The organism is Chryseobacterium lathyri, assembly GCF_019970085.1.
In the GTDB taxonomy this organism is placed as follows: domain Bacteria; phylum Bacteroidota; class Bacteroidia; order Flavobacteriales; family Weeksellaceae; genus Chryseobacterium; species Chryseobacterium lathyri.
On record NZ_JAHXYG010000002.1, the window covers coordinates 780,652 to 796,159 of the forward strand.

The 15,508-nt window shown below is 36.9% G+C and carries 11 protein-coding genes; 5 read left to right on the forward strand and 6 right to left on the reverse strand.

Annotated elements, in window-relative coordinates; all coding sequences use genetic code 11:
* Positions 1-24 precede the first annotated feature (24 nt).
* Positions 25-2,559 carry a phosphoenolpyruvate carboxylase gene (locus LC418_RS08895; protein WP_223558808.1) on the forward strand — a complete coding sequence of 845 codons (2,535 nt, stop codon included), beginning with the start codon at positions 25-27 and terminating at the stop codon, positions 2,557-2,559.
* Positions 2,560-2,869: 310 nt separating this feature from the next.
* On the opposite strand, the gene LC418_RS08900 is transcribed toward LC418_RS08895, so the two are convergent.
* Entirely contained in the window at positions 2,870-4,474 is a 1,605-nt protein-coding gene (locus LC418_RS08900) for a S8/S53 family peptidase (RefSeq protein WP_223558809.1), read from the reverse strand.
* A gap of 86 nt (positions 4,475-4,560) precedes the next feature.
* On the opposite strand from LC418_RS08900, the gene LC418_RS08905 reads away from it, so the two are divergent.
* From LC418_RS08905 to LC418_RS08915, 3 genes are all read left to right on the forward strand, one after another.
* A complete protein-coding gene (locus LC418_RS08905; RefSeq protein WP_223558810.1) occupies positions 4,561-5,685 on the forward strand; it encodes a DegT/DnrJ/EryC1/StrS family aminotransferase in 1,125 nt (374 codons plus the stop codon).
* Positions 5,686-6,150: 465 nt separating this feature from the next.
* Complete coding sequence (galE, locus tag LC418_RS08910; RefSeq protein WP_223558811.1) at positions 6,151-7,170, forward strand: UDP-glucose 4-epimerase GalE; 1,020 nt, start codon at positions 6,151-6,153, stop codon at positions 7,168-7,170.
* Between the two features lie 103 nt (positions 7,171-7,273).
* Positions 7,274-7,726, forward strand: coding sequence for an adenylyltransferase/cytidyltransferase family protein (locus LC418_RS08915; protein ID WP_111957629.1), 453 nt, complete (start codon positions 7,274-7,276; stop codon positions 7,724-7,726).
* A gap of 39 nt (positions 7,727-7,765) precedes the next feature.
* Here the strand turns inward: LC418_RS08915 and LC418_RS08920 are convergent, their stop codons facing one another.
* The 5 genes from LC418_RS08920 to pnuC form a co-directional block, all read right to left on the reverse strand.
* Positions 7,766-10,321 (reverse strand): TonB-dependent receptor domain-containing protein, encoded by a 2,556-nt coding sequence (locus LC418_RS08920; RefSeq protein ID WP_223558812.1) that lies wholly within the window; start codon positions 10,319-10,321, stop codon positions 7,766-7,768.
* A gap of 168 nt (positions 10,322-10,489) precedes the next feature.
* The gene (gene mltG / locus LC418_RS08925; protein ID WP_223558813.1) at positions 10,490-11,515 is read right to left on the reverse strand and encodes an endolytic transglycosylase MltG; all 1,026 of its coding nucleotides are present in this window, start codon (positions 11,513-11,515) and stop codon (positions 10,490-10,492) included.
* A gap of 30 nt (positions 11,516-11,545) precedes the next feature.
* A complete protein-coding gene (gene dapF / locus LC418_RS08930) occupies positions 11,546-12,313 on the reverse strand; it encodes a diaminopimelate epimerase (protein WP_223558814.1) in 768 nt (255 codons plus the stop codon).
* Between the two features lie 90 nt (positions 12,314-12,403).
* Positions 12,404-13,108: a hypothetical protein gene (locus LC418_RS08935; RefSeq protein WP_111957908.1), complete on the reverse strand. Its 705-nt coding sequence runs from the start codon at positions 13,106-13,108 to the stop codon at positions 12,404-12,406.
* Positions 13,105-13,782, reverse strand: coding sequence for a nicotinamide riboside transporter PnuC (gene pnuC, locus LC418_RS08940; RefSeq protein ID WP_111957621.1), 678 nt, complete (start codon positions 13,780-13,782; stop codon positions 13,105-13,107). Before pnuC ends, LC418_RS08935 begins: the two co-directional genes overlap by 4 nt.
* 166 nt (positions 13,783-13,948) lie before the next feature.
* Between pnuC and LC418_RS08945 the strand changes: the two genes are divergently transcribed.
* Positions 13,949-15,493, forward strand: a complete 1,545-nt coding sequence (locus LC418_RS08945) for an APC family permease (RefSeq protein WP_111957619.1) — start codon at positions 13,949-13,951, stop codon at positions 15,491-15,493.
* The last annotated feature ends 15 nt before the right edge of the window (positions 15,494-15,508 follow it).

Consider the following 15,508-nt stretch of genomic DNA (forward strand, 5'->3'; position numbering starts at 1 on the left):
ACCAAAATCCATTACATTTGTTATATGATACACGACCAACGAGCAGAAAAATTCAGGCAGATCGTGGAGAATAAATTCCAGATCTACAATTCATTATTTATGAGCCTGCCTTATGATAAAATGACCAATATCGGGATGCTTCTCCCGTTCCTTTACGAGGAAAGCCGAAACGGATATGAAGAAGGCAAAACCCCTGAGGAAATTGTCGAAGAATTCTTTAAAAACCATACAGATCTTCAAACAGAAGAGCAGAAAATAGAACTGCTTTTTAAGATCATACAGTACATAGAAAGACAGGTAGTTTTGTTTGACAGCATAGAAGATGCTGCATTTCCAAACCTTCATTCTGAAAGCGACAGCGGAACAGTAACCAATCTGTTCGAACGTTCATACCAGGACCATAAACTTGAAAAAGTCCGTGAAAAACTGAAGGATTTTACGGTAAAAGTAGTTTTTACAGCGCACCCGACCCAGTTTTATCCAAGTTCGGTACAGAGGATTATCCAGGATTTACGGGGAGCTATTACCAGTGATTCCGTTACCCAGATTGATATGCTTTTGCAGCAGTTGGGAAAAACGCCTTTCGTTAATAAAGAAAAGCCGACTCCAATTGATGAAGCGCTTAGCATTATTTCTTATTTAAGATATGTTTATTACGATACGATCGGAGAGCTGTTTACCAAAATCAAGAAAACGTTTGGAAACGGTCATTTCCATCTTCACGAAGATCTTATTCAGCTTGGCTTCTGGCCGGGTGGAGACAGGGACGGAAACCCGTTTGTAACCGCTGATGTTACCAAAAGAGTAGCAGAAGAGCTCCGTTCCGCAATTCTGAAATCCTATTACAGCCATTTAAAATTTATAAGGAGAAGGTTAAGCTTCAGAGGAGTTTCTGAAGTATTGACCAAATTAAGCGATGAGTTGTATGGAGCGATCTTCAATGGAAATATAATTACAGCAGAGGATATTCTGAAAAAAGCAGACGAAGCGGAAAAAATACTGGTGAAGGAGCACAATTCCCTGTTTTTAGACCTGCTGGCGAATTTCAGAGACCGTGTGAAAATTTTCGGAACTCATTTTGCAACGTTGGATGTTCGCCAGGACAGCAGAATCCATCAGAAAGTTATTGATGAGGTTTTTGCAAAAGTTTATGGTAATATTGAAGCTAGTGAAGAAGAAAAATTCGATAAGCTGATCCAGCTCAATCATAAAGTTAATGCAGATCAGTTTGAAGATATCGTTAAAGATACCTTACTAACAGTTTCACAGGTTTCCGAGATTCAGAATTTAAATGGGCAGAGAGGAATGAATCGCTATATTATTTCGAATTCCGATGCCGTAAAAGATGTGATGAATGTGTATGCATTCTTTAAAATCTGCGGATATCAGGATGAAGAAATTAAAATGGATATTGTTCCGCTTTTTGAAACCATGGAAGGCCTTGCCAATTCTGAAAATGTCATGAAAGAGCTTTATCAGAACCCTGTTTATAAAAAACATCTTGAAAGCAGAGGAAACCAACAGACTATTATGCTTGGTTTTTCAGACGGAACAAAAGATGGCGGATATCTGAAAGCCAACTGGGAAATTTATAAGGCGAAAGAAGTTTTAACTAAACTTTCCGTTCAGAATGGAATTAAAGTAGTGTTTTTCGACGGCAGAGGTGGTCCTCCGGCAAGAGGAGGAGGGAAGACCCATGATTTTTATGCATCACAGGGAAATACGATTGCCAACAATAAAATTGAACTGACCATCCAGGGACAGACGATCACCAGTATTTTCGGAAATAAAGAACAGGCCAAATACAATTTTGAGCAGCTTCTTACTGCCGGAGTTGAAAATGATGTCTTTAAAAATTCCAAAAAAGATCTTACAGAAAAAGAAAGAAAACTGATCGCCGAGCTTGCCGACATCAGTTACAAAAAATATTCAGACCTTAAAGCTCACCCAATGTTTGTTCCTTATCTCCAGGAGATGAGTACTTTGGAATATTACGGTAAAACAAATATCGGAAGCCGCCCGTCCAAAAGAGGGAATGGCACTGAACTGAAATTTGAAGACCTCAGGGCAATCCCATTTGTGGGATCATGGTCTCAGCTGAAGCAGAATGTTCCCGGATTTTTTGGGTTCGGATTTGCCATGCAGCAGATGAAAGAGCAGGGAAGGCTGGAGGAAGTAAAAGAGCTGTATAAAGGTTCCGATTTCTTTAAAACTTTAGTTCTGAACTCGATGATGAGTATGAACAAATCTTATTTTCCACTGACGTATTACATTAAAAATAATCCAAAATTTGGTGCATTTTGGAATGTTCTTTTTGATGAATATACACTTTCAAGAGACATTATGCTTGAGCTTACCGGCTTCAAAATGTTGCAGGAAGAAGATCCATTGTCCAGAAAATCGGTGAAAATCCGTGAGAAGATCGTACTTCCGCTGTTGAGTATCCAGCAGTATGCGCTGATGAAAATCCAGAAAGGAGAGGGAAATAAAGAAGCCTACGAAAAGCTGGTGACCAGATCATTATTCGGAAATATTAACGCGAGCAGAAACTCAGCTTAACTAAATATATTAACGCCTCTCAATTTGGGAGGTGTTTTTTTAATATTTGGCTAAAGCCAATTTGATTGGTGATAAAAGTGAAACGGGCTAAAGCCCTTTCCTATTGAAAATTAATCCTTGTCAAGGTTTAAAACCTTGACAAGGGTACATCTTTGGTAGTTTATTGAGGGAATAGGTTGTACTTTCAGCCTTAATAATTTCACTTTTTAAGTGTGACAATGAAATGGCAAATCCTTTCCATTGATTTGAACTTGTAGCATTTATGTTATTTGTGGCTGAAAATAAATTCAGGATTAGAAATATCAAATAACTATTCCTTTAAAAACTTCTCATAAAAAAGCTGATCCTTCGCCCGGATTTTCAGATAATAAGTTCCTTTCGGAAAATCTTCCACTTTTATAGATTTCTGACTGTTATTTTTTCTGATCAGCTTTCCTAAATTATCATAGACTTCTAGCGACAGGATTTCGCTTTCAGAAGCCACATTCAAAATATTTTTAGCAGGATTCGGGAAAATGGCAAACTTTTCTTTCTTCACCATTTCAGAAGTATTTAATACCTGATTATAAAGGTTTCCAAAATTAAGAATACCATAACCCATCTGATCTGTGTGAGCCGGATAAAGTGAAGCGGTCTCTCTCAGTTTGGTTCTCATCAGTTCCCTATTCATGGAAGGAAAAGCCTGGATGAAACATGCCACGCCACCGGCAGCTATGGGCGTTGCAATAGAGGTTCCGTTTACCGAAACTAAAGTACTGTTGTTAACTGTAGCAGATGCGGTTCCTCTTGCACTTCCATCAGGTTTTACCACACCAATGGCATTGGGGCCATATGATGAAAATCCTGAAGAACTTCCTGCATCATCTACTGATCCTATGCTGAATACCTTAGCATTGTCTGCAGGAGTCATAATATAATGCCATGGCTGCTGGCCTGAATTTCCTGCCGCTGCAAGAACAAAAATTCCTTTATTAGCAGCTATTTCAGCAGCTCTTGCGATGAAAGAAGTCGTTCCATTCATATCTGAATAGCTGTAACTGTAACGGGAATCGTCAAAAACATTGTATCCAAGAGAAGATGTGATGATATCTACCCCTTTTCTGTCTGCTTCTTCGGCTGCTTCTATCCAGTATAATTCCTCTTCCGGAATTTCACCAACCGCATTTTCGCTACGGTAAAGATAGAAATCGGCATCCGGGGCGGAACCTACAAAAGTGTTTTCGATATAGCCTCCGATGGCTCCCAGCACAGCAGATCCATGATTGCTGATAGAAGGGTTGTATACGTTGCTTGTTTTGGTTACAAAGTCGTAAACAGCTTTAATATGATTGTTATTCCTTAATCTTTCAAAGGCAGAACCGGTATCTACATAAGGAAAGCCTGCATCGATAACTGCAATGGAAACTCCTGTTCCTGTAAATCCGGCAAGGTGAAGGGGTCTTATATTGATTTGGTCGATCTGTGCAGAACCCGAACCATAATCAAAAACAGTCAGGGTCTTTTGAGTCTCAGAAGAAGAATTCCATTTATCCTGATGTGCTGTTTTAGGAACAGAACTGGTGTTTCTTGCAAAGCGTCCTACTGACGATACATAGAGTTGGGCCTGTAGAGTTGTTATTTGTGTCGGAGTTGCATTTACAGCCGCTCCGTTAAGCCATTTGGAATAATCTGTAACCGTAAAACCGAGGTTCTGAAGATTCTGGATATAAGACTGTTCAATCGGGGCATCCTGATCATTCAACGGAATGCCCAGAGAAGTACGTCTGTTAAGGGATTTTTGAGTCAGTTCCGAAAGAGGATTTGCATAAAAAGCAGCTTTATTCGGTTTGCCCGTAAAATAAACAAAAACAAGCTCTGTCTGCGCATTTACGGTAGAGTAACCCACTAAAAGACAAAAGAGTAAAAGTTTTTTCATGAAGTTATTTTTTATAAAGATAAAACAAAATCAATAAAATTTTTGATAGGATTTTAAATTCCTTATTTTTACACAAATATTTATTTATGAAAAAAATTCAGATGGTTGACTTGCAAAGTCAGTATTACAAAATAAAGAATGATGTAGACAATGCGGTTTTAAATGTAATGGATTCTGCGGCTTTTATCAACGGCCCTGAAGTAAAGTCTTTCCAGAATGAATTGGAATCTTATTTAGATGTAAAGCATGTGATCCCGTGTGCTAACGGAACGGATGCTTTGCAGATTGCGCTGATGGCTTTAGACCTGAAAGAAGGGGATGAAGTGATCACTGCAGATTTCACTTTTGCTGCTACAGTAGAAGTTATTCATCTGCTTAAACTGAAATCAGTGCTGGTAGATGTAGATTACGATACATTCACCATTTCTACAGAAGAAATTAAAAAAGCAATTACGCCAAGAACAAAGGCAATTATCCCGGTGCATATATTCGGGCAGTGTGCCAATATGGAGGAAATCTTAAAAATTGCCGAAGAACATAATCTTTATGTCATTGAAGACAATGCACAGGCTATAGGGGCTCAATATACATTCACTGACGGTACTGAAAAATATGCAGGAACAATGGCAACTGTGGGAACTACTTCTTTTTTCCCTTCCAAAAATTTAGGATGCTATGGAGATGGCGGGGCTCTTTTCACAAATAATGATGAACTGGCACACCGTCTGAGAGGAATCGTTAACCACGGAATGTACGAGAGGTATTATCACGATGAGGTAGGAGTGAACTCAAGATTAGACAGTATTCAGGCTGCAGTTTTGAGAAAAAAACTTCCGAATCTTGATTCTTACAATGACGCGAGAAGAAAAGCAGCTGATTATTATGACGAAGCTTTTGCAGGAAACGAAAATATTTTAACTCCAAAAAGAGCAGCATATTCTACTCATGTATTTCACCAGTATACTTTAAGAATTCTGAACGGAAAACGTAATGAGCTTCAAAAATTCCTGACTGAAAAAGAAATTCCTGCGATGATCTATTATCCGGTAGCCTTAAGAAAGCAGAAAGCTTATTATCAGGAAAGCAATGATGCAGATTTTGTGAATACAGATAAGCTTTTGGATCAGGTAATTTCTCTTCCGATGCATACGGAACTGGATGAAGAGCAGCTGAAGTATATTTCGGATGCTGTGCTGGAATTCATGAAATAAATATGCTTCATGACGAAAGAATATTAAAGAATAAGTTTGCTTATTTTTTTACAATTATTTTTATTTTAGGTTGGATTATTTATTATGGAGTATTTGTAATTAATGTTCTGCTAAAAGACTATAGATTAGTAAAAAAGTATATAAAATTTAGAATTCCTATTTATTTTTTAAACTTTATAGTATTTACATTATTGATTGTGACATTTGTACACGTTTTCAAAGAATCAAAAAAAATGTTTATGTATTTAAACTTGACATGCATTTTGATAATAATTTTGGGATCATTGAGCTTTTATATCAATTATGATGAAATATGGGGGAAGTATATATATTCTTTTTTACTTGGTCTTGCTTTGTTTTTAATAGCACCAATATTACTTATAAACTACTTTAAGCATACTCCAGCAAAAAACGAAATAGAAAACATAGGAAAACACAACGATTAAAAAATATTAAAACAAAAAAATGGCAATACTTGTTACAGGAGGATTAGGATATATAGGTTCCCACACGGTAGTAGAACTCATCAATAATGGCTTTGATGTTGTTATTGTAGATGATTTATCCAATTCTGAAAGATTTATTTTAAAAAATATCGAAGAAATTACAGGTAAGAAGCCCGTTTTTTATCCTTTCGATTTAAAGAGGAGAGAGCTCCTTACTCAGGTATTTGATGCTCACCCAATTGAAGGATGCATCAATTTTGCAGCTTCCAAAGCGGTGGGGGAAAGTCAGGTAAAGCCGATAGATTATTACGAAAATAATTTGTTCACGCTGATCAATATTCTTCAGGAATTCAAGGAAAGAGGAATTTCAAATTTTATTTTCAGCTCTTCATGCACAGTGTACGGGCAGGCAGAGAAAATGCCGATTGATGAAAATACACCATTGAAAATGCCTGAAAGTGTTTATGGCAAAACAAAACAGATGGGAGAAGAAATTCTGATTGATTTTGCAAAAGCCTACAACAGAAGAATTTCTCTTTTAAGATATTTTAATCCAATCGGTGCTCACCCGTCAGGAAAATTAGGAGAACTTCCATTGGGAGTTCCTAATAATTTGATTCCATATGTTACTCAAACTGCTGCAGGAATTCGTGAGAAGCTGAATATCTGGGGTGATGACTATGATACGGAAGACGGAACTGCGGTTCGTGATTATATTTATGTTGTCGACCTAGCTAAAGCTCACGTAAGTGCACTTAAGAGCTTGTTACAGAGCAGTGAAGAAACAGTAATTGATATATTTAACCTGGGAACAGGAAAAGGATCATCTGTTCTGGAAGTTGTGAAAGCATTTGAAACGGCTAATGATGTGAAAGTCCCTTACCAGATCTGCGCCAGGAGAGAAGGGGATATTACCATTGCTTATGCTAATGCGGATAAGGCTGAAAAAAAACTTCATTGGAAGTCCGAAACTTCATTAGAGGAATCTTTAAGAACAGTCTGGAAATGGCAGCAGTATCTTGATTCAAGAGCTGTTTAATTAAATTTAAAAGATAAAACAAATTATAAAACCCTTCCCTCAATATTGGTCTTTTATTGGCTAAAAGAATAATTGTTGTAGCGGAATTTTAATTGAACTTATTATGAAAACACAGAAAATAGGTATTACATTTTCATCATTTGACTTGCTGCATGCAGGGCACATCAAAATGCTTGAAGAAGCTAAAACAGTATGTGATTATTTAATTGTAGGACTGCAGATAGACCCTTCCCACGACCGTCCTAATAAGAACAGACCGAGTCAGACCATTGTAGAAAGATATATTCAGTTAAAGGCTGTAAATGCTGTTGACGAAATTATCCCATATTACACAGAAGAAGATCTTGAAGATATTTTAAAGTCTTTTGTTATTGATGTAAGAATTATTGGTGATGATTATATGGACAGGGATTTCACCGGTAAAAAATATTGTGAAGAGAAAGGAATTGAGATCTTTTATAATAAAAGAGATCACAGGTTTTCCACCAGCGACCTTAGAAGAAGAATTTATGAAGCTGAAAAGGAAAAATCCGAACATCCTGAAACCGTAAAATAAAAAAAATCCCGAAAAATATTTTTCGGGATTTTTTGTGTATTACATTGGAGCTTGCTGATCGTCGCCAGCTGCATTGGAATTGATATCTTTTTTCCTTTTAGGCTGTTCTACCTTCTCACCCTGTTTGAACCTGTAGGTCAGGGAAACTGAGAACTGTCTCGGCTGCCATTGCATATAAGAATCTCTTACGCTGTTTGCTGTATATGTTGTAGATCTCATTGCTCTGGTATTGAAAATATCCTGAACGTTAAACGCTAAAGTTCCGTCACCTTTCCAAATTGTTTTAGATGCACCGAAGCTGATGGCATACATATCTTTTCTATCCTGGTAAGCCGTTTTCTGGCCTCCTCTATAGAATCCTTGTAGTTGGAAACTGAATGTTTTATCCACTTTAATGGTTGAAGTAAGTCTCGCTCTTGTTGAAAAACCTTTACCATTAAAATCAGCAACAGCCTGAATAGGGTTTCCATCTTTATCAAAGGTGTCATATAGAGTGCTGCCTTTTGTATTGTAACCAAACATATCTACATTTCCTAAGAATTTCAACCAGCTTGTTGCATCCCAGTTGAAGTTTAAATCTAAACCGAAACGGTCATCTGTACCAAGATTAAGTGGTTTTGAGTGAGATTCTATACGCTTTGGATCAATAATAGCCCCATTTTCATCTGTAGCCAAGATATTATACACTAACATTTTTGTATCATCAGTCTGATGTCTGTAATACAGCGTAGGGTTAATTGTGAATTTCTTTTTTGAAATGCTGTACCCAAATTCAAAAGAATCTACATATGATGGATTAAGATCAATGTTTCCGTCAAAAATATTTTGGTTATCATTATAACTTGGATTAGGAATCATAAAGAATGATCTTGGGCGGTCTATTCTTCTTGTGTAGTTTAATAGCAACTGATTATCCTTAGCGAATTCATAACTTAAATAGACGCTTGGGAATAAGTTATTGTAATTTTTAGTAGTTGCAGGTACATTTTTCTTGGGGTCAAGGCTTAGGTAATTAATGTCTACATTCGACAATTCATCTCTTACACCCACCTGATAACCTAATTTTCCGATTTTACTTTTGAACTGTAAATAAAAAGCATTGAAAGTCTCCTTATATGTTGCATCATAAGTATATGGCTTAAGGAAATCTAATGGCTTTGTTGTCGTGCTCTCACGAACATCATTACTATAATCATTGGTATTGATATCAATTCTATATCCTGCTTCTAATTTTGAATATTCACCAATAGGCAACTCATAATCAGCCTTACCAATAACAGATCTGTTGATGGTATTTTGATTAATGATATTTTTCAGATTATCATTAGTATCATCAATATTAGTATCGTTGTATGATCGGCTTCTCTGTAAACTTAATGATAACGATAAATTTTGTCCTTTATCATCAAATTTATGATCTAGTCCGAAATCACCTTGAAAAGCGAGGTTGTTGTTTGTTCCGAAAGTACTTCTGTTTGATGTATAAAAAGGATTTGTAAGAGGAGTGTAGCGATAATCAATATTTCCGAAATTTTCACTGTCAAAAGTTCTTACGGTTCCGGATGCGTTTACTGAGGTTTTTTCGGAAATGTCATAAACGATACCTGCAGAAGCGTTATAGTTGTTATTTTTACTTTTAGTTTCAGAGTCGGTATTTCTTTGTACCAAATCATCCTTTAATACAGCATTGTTAAAATAATCATCATTTCTACTGGTATTTTTTGATTCTCTGTAACCTCCGCCGCCATTTAGAAACCATGTAAAATTTCCTTTTCTCCAGTTAAGATTCGCATTAAGGCTGGTTTGGGGAAGATAACCTAGAGCCCCGATAACACTACCATTAAAACCGGTCTTCTTGCTTTTCTTTAAAATAATATTCAAAATACCCGCTGTACCGCTAGCCTCGAACTTAGAAGAAGGGTTGGTGATTACTTCAATTTTCTCGATCTGGTCTGCAGGAATACTCTGAAGTGCATTGGCACCATCATCTATCCCAAGAAGGGCAGAAGGCTTCCCGTTGATCAGGAACTTTACATTGGAGCTTCCTCTCATCGAAACAGTACCATCAGTATCCACGGAAACGGAAGGAACATTGGAAAGCACATCCTGAAGATTTCCTCCCTTGCTTACAATATCCTGGGAAGGATCGTAAGTCCTTTTGTCAAGCTCCACTTTATAAGGTTTTGTTGCCGCTGCAGTGATCACCACGCCTTGTATTTCCTGGGTTTTGCCATCCAGAGTTGTTGCTGCTTCCGGCTGAATGGATAAAGCTCCAATGTTTCCAGGACCTGCAATGCTTTTATTGACCACACTTTTCTTGTAGTCGATGGCTTCTACTGTAATGTCGTAATTTCCAGGAGCCAGTTCCAGCTTGTACTGTCCTTTTTCATCGGTCAATACAGCATCGCTTAATGTCTTGTTCGCTTTATTGCTGAACGTCACAGAAGCGTAAGGAACCGGCTGGTTGTTTTTGTTGACAATCATTCCCGTAACTCCTGCTTTTTCCTGGGCAAATGCCATGGCAGCTGCCGAAAGTACAAAAGTAAGCGCTAGCGTTTTTTTTGTGAAAATGTTGACAATTTCCGTCTGATTCATAAGGTATTTTTTGTGTAAAATCGTAAAAGTATAAGTCTTAATATTGTGAAATCATTAATTAGGCCTGATTCCAGATATTACGATTTATGTATTATTTATAGATGTATAAGTCGTATAGAAGTGTTAAAAGTTAATTATCATATTGTTAATAAAAGTTAAATTTATCTTTTATTTTATATTTTTTGAATTCAGCCAGTCCTGATAAGCTTTCGCATTGATGGCATGCTCTTCAGCGCTTGCTGTAAATTTATGATAGCCAAATCTTGCAGGGTCAGCACACATAAATATATAATTGTTGTTTTCTGCATTCAAAACCGCATCTACAGAGCTTTTATCTACTACGCAGATAGGCCCTGGAGGAATTCCTGCATTTGCATAGGTATTGTATGGTGATGGCGTAGACAAATGTTTATAAAGTACTCTTTTGATCGGATCTTTAAAATTGGTCTGTTTGTTAATTGCATAGATCACCGTAGGATCAGACTGTAGCTTCATTCCTTTTCTATAGCGGTTCAGATATAATCCTGCAATCGTTTTCATTTCATCCTTTTTCCCGCCTGATTCTTTATAAACGATAGAGGCCAGCGCATAGATCTGATCTCTCGTCAGGCCGGATTGCTGTTCCTTGTTTTTTCTTTCAGCTGTCCAGAATTCATTGTACTGTTCATCAAACTTTTTGAAAAATTCTCTCGGGCTTACCGTCCAGAAAAAATTATAGGTATCAATGAAAAAATATTTTTTTAAATCTTCTGCATTTTTGTACCCCTTTTCTGCTGCTACTTTATCCAGGTTGTTTACAAAATGTAAAGAGTCCAGCTCCGTTTTTTTTGTAACCTTTCCTATCATCTGGTACATATCTCCAAAATCACCGATTCTGAAGCTGTTTTCAGACTGATTTCCTGCTTTAATCATGTTCACAAGGTTGGTATTTCCTGCTCCTGACTGGAAATGATAGCGCCCCGGTTTAAAAAACTTATCAAGATCTTTATCCCTGGCAACCGCTTCAAAAGCTTCCTTATCTTTTACATATGGACCCACAGAATCAAGAATCTGCTTGAAATCCGCTTTATGGGGAATCAGAACATATCCGTCTTTCTCTACGTTGTTTCCATAATATTTATTATAAAATCTCAAACCAAAAAATCCTGCCGCTCCTACAATAATGAGAGCGATAATGAGAACAGTTTTTTTCATTATTAAAAATTTGATTAAAAAGTTTAGTTTTTAAATAAGATCTATTTTACCTCTAAAAACTTGCTTTGCGGGACCTTCAAGCCAAATGTTTTGGAATGAATTTCCGTTTTTTTCAGCATGAACCTTAAGATTTCCTCCTAAAGTTTTAACTTTTACGGAAATTAGATTGTTTTTTTGCAGAAAAGTTAAAGCAGAAGCTGTAACTCCTGTTCCGCAGCTGTAAGTTTCGTCCTCAACGCCTCGTTCATAGGTTCTTACGAAAATTTCATCATCAGTAATTTTTTCTACAAAATTCACATTGATGCCTTTTTCCTTATAATTTTCCGAATTTCTGATGCCGTGGCCTTCTGCAAAAACATTGTAATTCACCAGATCTTCTACATATTTTACATAATGAGGCGACCCTGTATTCATCACAGTGTCTTCACCATCGCCGGAGATGGTATCCACATCAATCATCTTTAATTTAATGATACCGTTATGGATCTCTGCTTCATGTTCACCATCTGTTGCAATGAATTTACATTTATCTTCAAAAATATCCAGAAAGAAAGCAAATGCTACCAGGCATCTTCCGCCATTTCCACACATGGTGCTCTCGCCACCGTCAGAATTATAATAGACCATTTTGAAATCATAGGCATCATCATTTTCCAGGAGGATAAGCCCATCGCCACCAATTCCGAAACGTCTGTCACATAGTTTTTCAATAAGATCTTTCTCTTTAGGGAACTGCAGATCCCGGTTATCAATCATGACAAAATCATTTCCAGTCCCTTGATATTTATAAAATTCCATATTTTTAGTCTAAAATTAACGAGCAAAATTAATATATTTAAAATGAAAAACGAACAGTGTTAGCTGTCCGTTTTCTTATTTATAATCGTTTTATCTAAATCCACCTCCGCTTGACTGCTGTCTCGTAGAACCGCTGCTTTGCTGAGTGTTACCCTGGGTGCTTGTACTTCCTCTGAACCCACCGGAAGACTCTGTTCTGGTACTGTTCTGGTTCTGGTTGTACTGTTGTGTATTTCTGAACCCACCACTGCTTTGGCTATTCTGGCTTCTCTGATTGTTCTGAGAATTTCCGCCTGAATTTCTAAAGCCTCCGTTATTTTGGTTGCTCTGCGGTCTCTGGTTGTTATTAGAATTGCTGTTATTCGAATTTCTGAATCCGTTATTACTGCTGTTATTTCTTGTGCTGGTTCCTCTGTTGTTATTGAAACCGTTATTATTATAATTACCTCCGTTGTTAGTATTAGTACGGGTATTCTGGAATCCGTTATTTGGTCTCTGTGAAGTTACCGTAGTTCTTCTTTCAACGTATACTTTTCTTCTGCTGTCCCCTGAATTATAGTAATAATAAGGAACACCGTTATCATAATAATAATTGACATCGTTTCTGTAATAATAGCCGTCATTTCCATAATAACCGCCGTTTCCGTAATATCCGGAAGGTGCATAGTAATATCCGTTATTATAATACGGATCTCCGTATCCGCCATTGTTTGCATATCCGTCACTATACGCCAAACACGATGTTAAACTGCTTATAGCTACGATACTGAATGCTATTTTAAATAAATTTTTCATGACTTTATTGTACTTTTTTCTTTTAAACTTTTTTTCCAATTAAGGTATCCTAAGATAGCCATTATAGTAAATACCAAATATTGAACCGAAGTGATACCGAGTTCCTTAAAAATCATCATAGGGATACAAATAAAATCTCCGATGATCCAGAAAATCCAGTTCTCAATGCGTTGTCTGGCCATGAACCACATACCTACTAAAAATATAGAGGTGGTGATCACATCCAGCCAATTCGCCCAATCCAGATGATACAATCCTAAATGAGTACCCTCCATAGAAAATTGATTGTCAATATAAGGTTTGTAATAATAAATAAGGGTAACCAGTGCCATGCTTAATACAAAAAGCACTCCTGCGAATAATCTCTCTTTTTTTGTTGCCCAGCTTACCTCTACATGAATATGGTCTTCAGAATTTTTCGACCAAAGAATCCAGCCGTAAATACTCATTGCGGTATAATACACATTAATCATGCAATCTCCCAGAAGACCAAAATTAAACAGAATATAAACGTATATCAGCGTAGAAATAATGCCGGTAGGGTATACCCAGATATTCTTTTTTATTGAAAAATAGACGCTCAAAATTCCGAAAAATGTACCGGTGGCTTCCAGCAGAATTTGTAGACCACTGTAGTTTTCATACGGCTTTACAAAAAGATCATATAAATTCATGCGATCAAAAATAAGCAAAAATTAGCACTTTTGAAAATAAATTAAATAATGTGTAAATCAGTTTTTTAAATATTTTTATTTAAAATAAATTACGAAAGTTTATTAATAAACGTTAAGGTTTGTAATTTTTTTATATTTTCGTAAATCTTTAATTAAATAAAAAAACATGTCTAAAATTTGGGTTAAGAAGCCAATGAGCGCTTATGAAGCTGATATCAAAAAGAGTCAGCTGAAACGCGTTCTGGGAAAATGGAGCCTTACTGCTATCGGAATCGGAGCAATCATTGGAGGAGGAATTTTTGTACTTACAGGAACAGGTGCGTATTATAATGCAGGGCCTGCACTGGCACTTTCATTCGTAATTGCAGGGATCGCCTGCGTATTTGCAGCACTTTGTTATGCAGAATTTGCTTCCATACTTCCCGTAGAAGGTTCAGCTTATGCTTATGCTTATGGTACAGTAGGAGAAATTTTTGCATGGATCATAGGATGGGGGCTGATACTTGAATACGCTATGGGATCTATGACGGTCGCCGTATCCTGGTCAGGATATTTTGCCAAACTTCTCAAAATGTTCGGGCTGCATCTTCCTGCTTATCTTACCTCAGATCCGCAAACCTATATTGCAGCAGGAAACTCCGGATTTTCTATGAATTTGCCCGCATTTTTAATTGTTTTCTTTGTGATTTCTATTCTGGTAAGAGGAACAAAAGGTGCTGCTAAAGCCAATAACTTTATTGTAATACTTAAAGTTTCTGCCATTATTTTTGTAATCGTTGCAGGAGCATTTATTATTTTAAATTCAGCTGAACCTTTTAAAAACTGGGTTCCTTTTATTCCTGATCCAACCACTATTACCGAAAATGGAGTCTCGCATTCCGCTTACGGTCTGGCAGGTGTGGTTGCGGGAGCATCAGCTATTTTCTTTGCATATGTAGGTTTCGATGCCGTTTCCACACAGGCGGGAGAAGCTATTAACCCTAAAAAAGACGTACCGTTTGCAATCATCGCTTCGTTGATCATCTGTACGCTTTTATATATCCTTGTTTCTTTGGTGTTAACAGGAATGATGCATTATACAGACTTTAACCCGTTGGGTAAATATCCGGATGCGATCAAAGCACCTGTAGCATATGCATTTGATATTGCCGGATATGCATGGGCTGGTTACATTATTACCATTGCTGCTACAATAGGATTGATCTCTGTACTGATGGTAATGATCATGGGACAGTCAAGAATTTTCCTTGGAATGTCTAAAGACGGATTGATCCCGGCTACTTTTTCAAAAGTAAACCCTAAAACTGGAGTACCTACAAAAAACCTTCTTATTTTAGGAGTGGTAATTGCTATTATTGCCTCTCTTACCCCGATTAATGATCTTGCCCATATGACCAGTTTCGGAACCTTGTTCGCGTTTACAATGGTATGTGTAGCAGTTTGGGTGTTAAGAGTGAAAGAGCCTAATTTACAGAGAAACTTTAAAGTTCCGGCTTTACCTCTTATTGCCTGTTTAGGTATCGCGATCAATGTTTATCTGATCTTTAACCTGAGCAAAGAAGCGCAGATGTATTCTTTTGCATGGCTGATCATCGGATTCTTTGTGTACTTCCTGTACAGTAAAAAGCATTCCAAGCTTCAGAACGGAGGTTTTGGAGAAACTTTTAAAGCAGAACAGGAGCCTTTAGAAAAACCTGATATAGATTTATAAAAAATATCAACTTAA

Bases quoted from the DNA above. Each gene is read 5' to 3' on its own strand.
- LC418_RS08895 (WP_223558808.1), top strand. From the start codon at position 25: ATGATACACGACCAACGAGCAGAAAAATTCAGGCAGATCGTGGAGAAT.
- LC418_RS08900 (WP_223558809.1), bottom strand. From the start codon at position 4,474: ATGAAAAAACTTTTACTCTTTTGTCTTTTAGTGGGTTACTCTACCGTA.
- LC418_RS08905 (WP_223558810.1), top strand. From the start codon at position 4,561: ATGAAAAAAATTCAGATGGTTGACTTGCAAAGTCAGTATTACAAAATA.
- galE (WP_223558811.1), top strand. From the start codon at position 6,151: ATGGCAATACTTGTTACAGGAGGATTAGGATATATAGGTTCCCACACG.
- LC418_RS08915 (WP_111957629.1), top strand. From the start codon at position 7,274: ATGAAAACACAGAAAATAGGTATTACATTTTCATCATTTGACTTGCTG.
- LC418_RS08920 (WP_223558812.1), bottom strand. From the start codon at position 10,321: ATGAATCAGACGGAAATTGTCAACATTTTCACAAAAAAAACGCTAGCG.
- mltG (WP_223558813.1), bottom strand. From the start codon at position 11,515: ATGAAAAAAACTGTTCTCATTATCGCTCTCATTATTGTAGGAGCGGCA.
- dapF (WP_223558814.1), bottom strand. From the start codon at position 12,313: ATGGAATTTTATAAATATCAAGGGACTGGAAATGATTTTGTCATGATT.
- LC418_RS08935 (WP_111957908.1), bottom strand. From the start codon at position 13,108: ATGAAAAATTTATTTAAAATAGCATTCAGTATCGTAGCTATAAGCAGT.
- pnuC (WP_111957621.1), bottom strand. From the start codon at position 13,782: ATGAATTTATATGATCTTTTTGTAAAGCCGTATGAAAACTACAGTGGT.
- LC418_RS08945 (WP_111957619.1), top strand. From the start codon at position 13,949: ATGTCTAAAATTTGGGTTAAGAAGCCAATGAGCGCTTATGAAGCTGAT.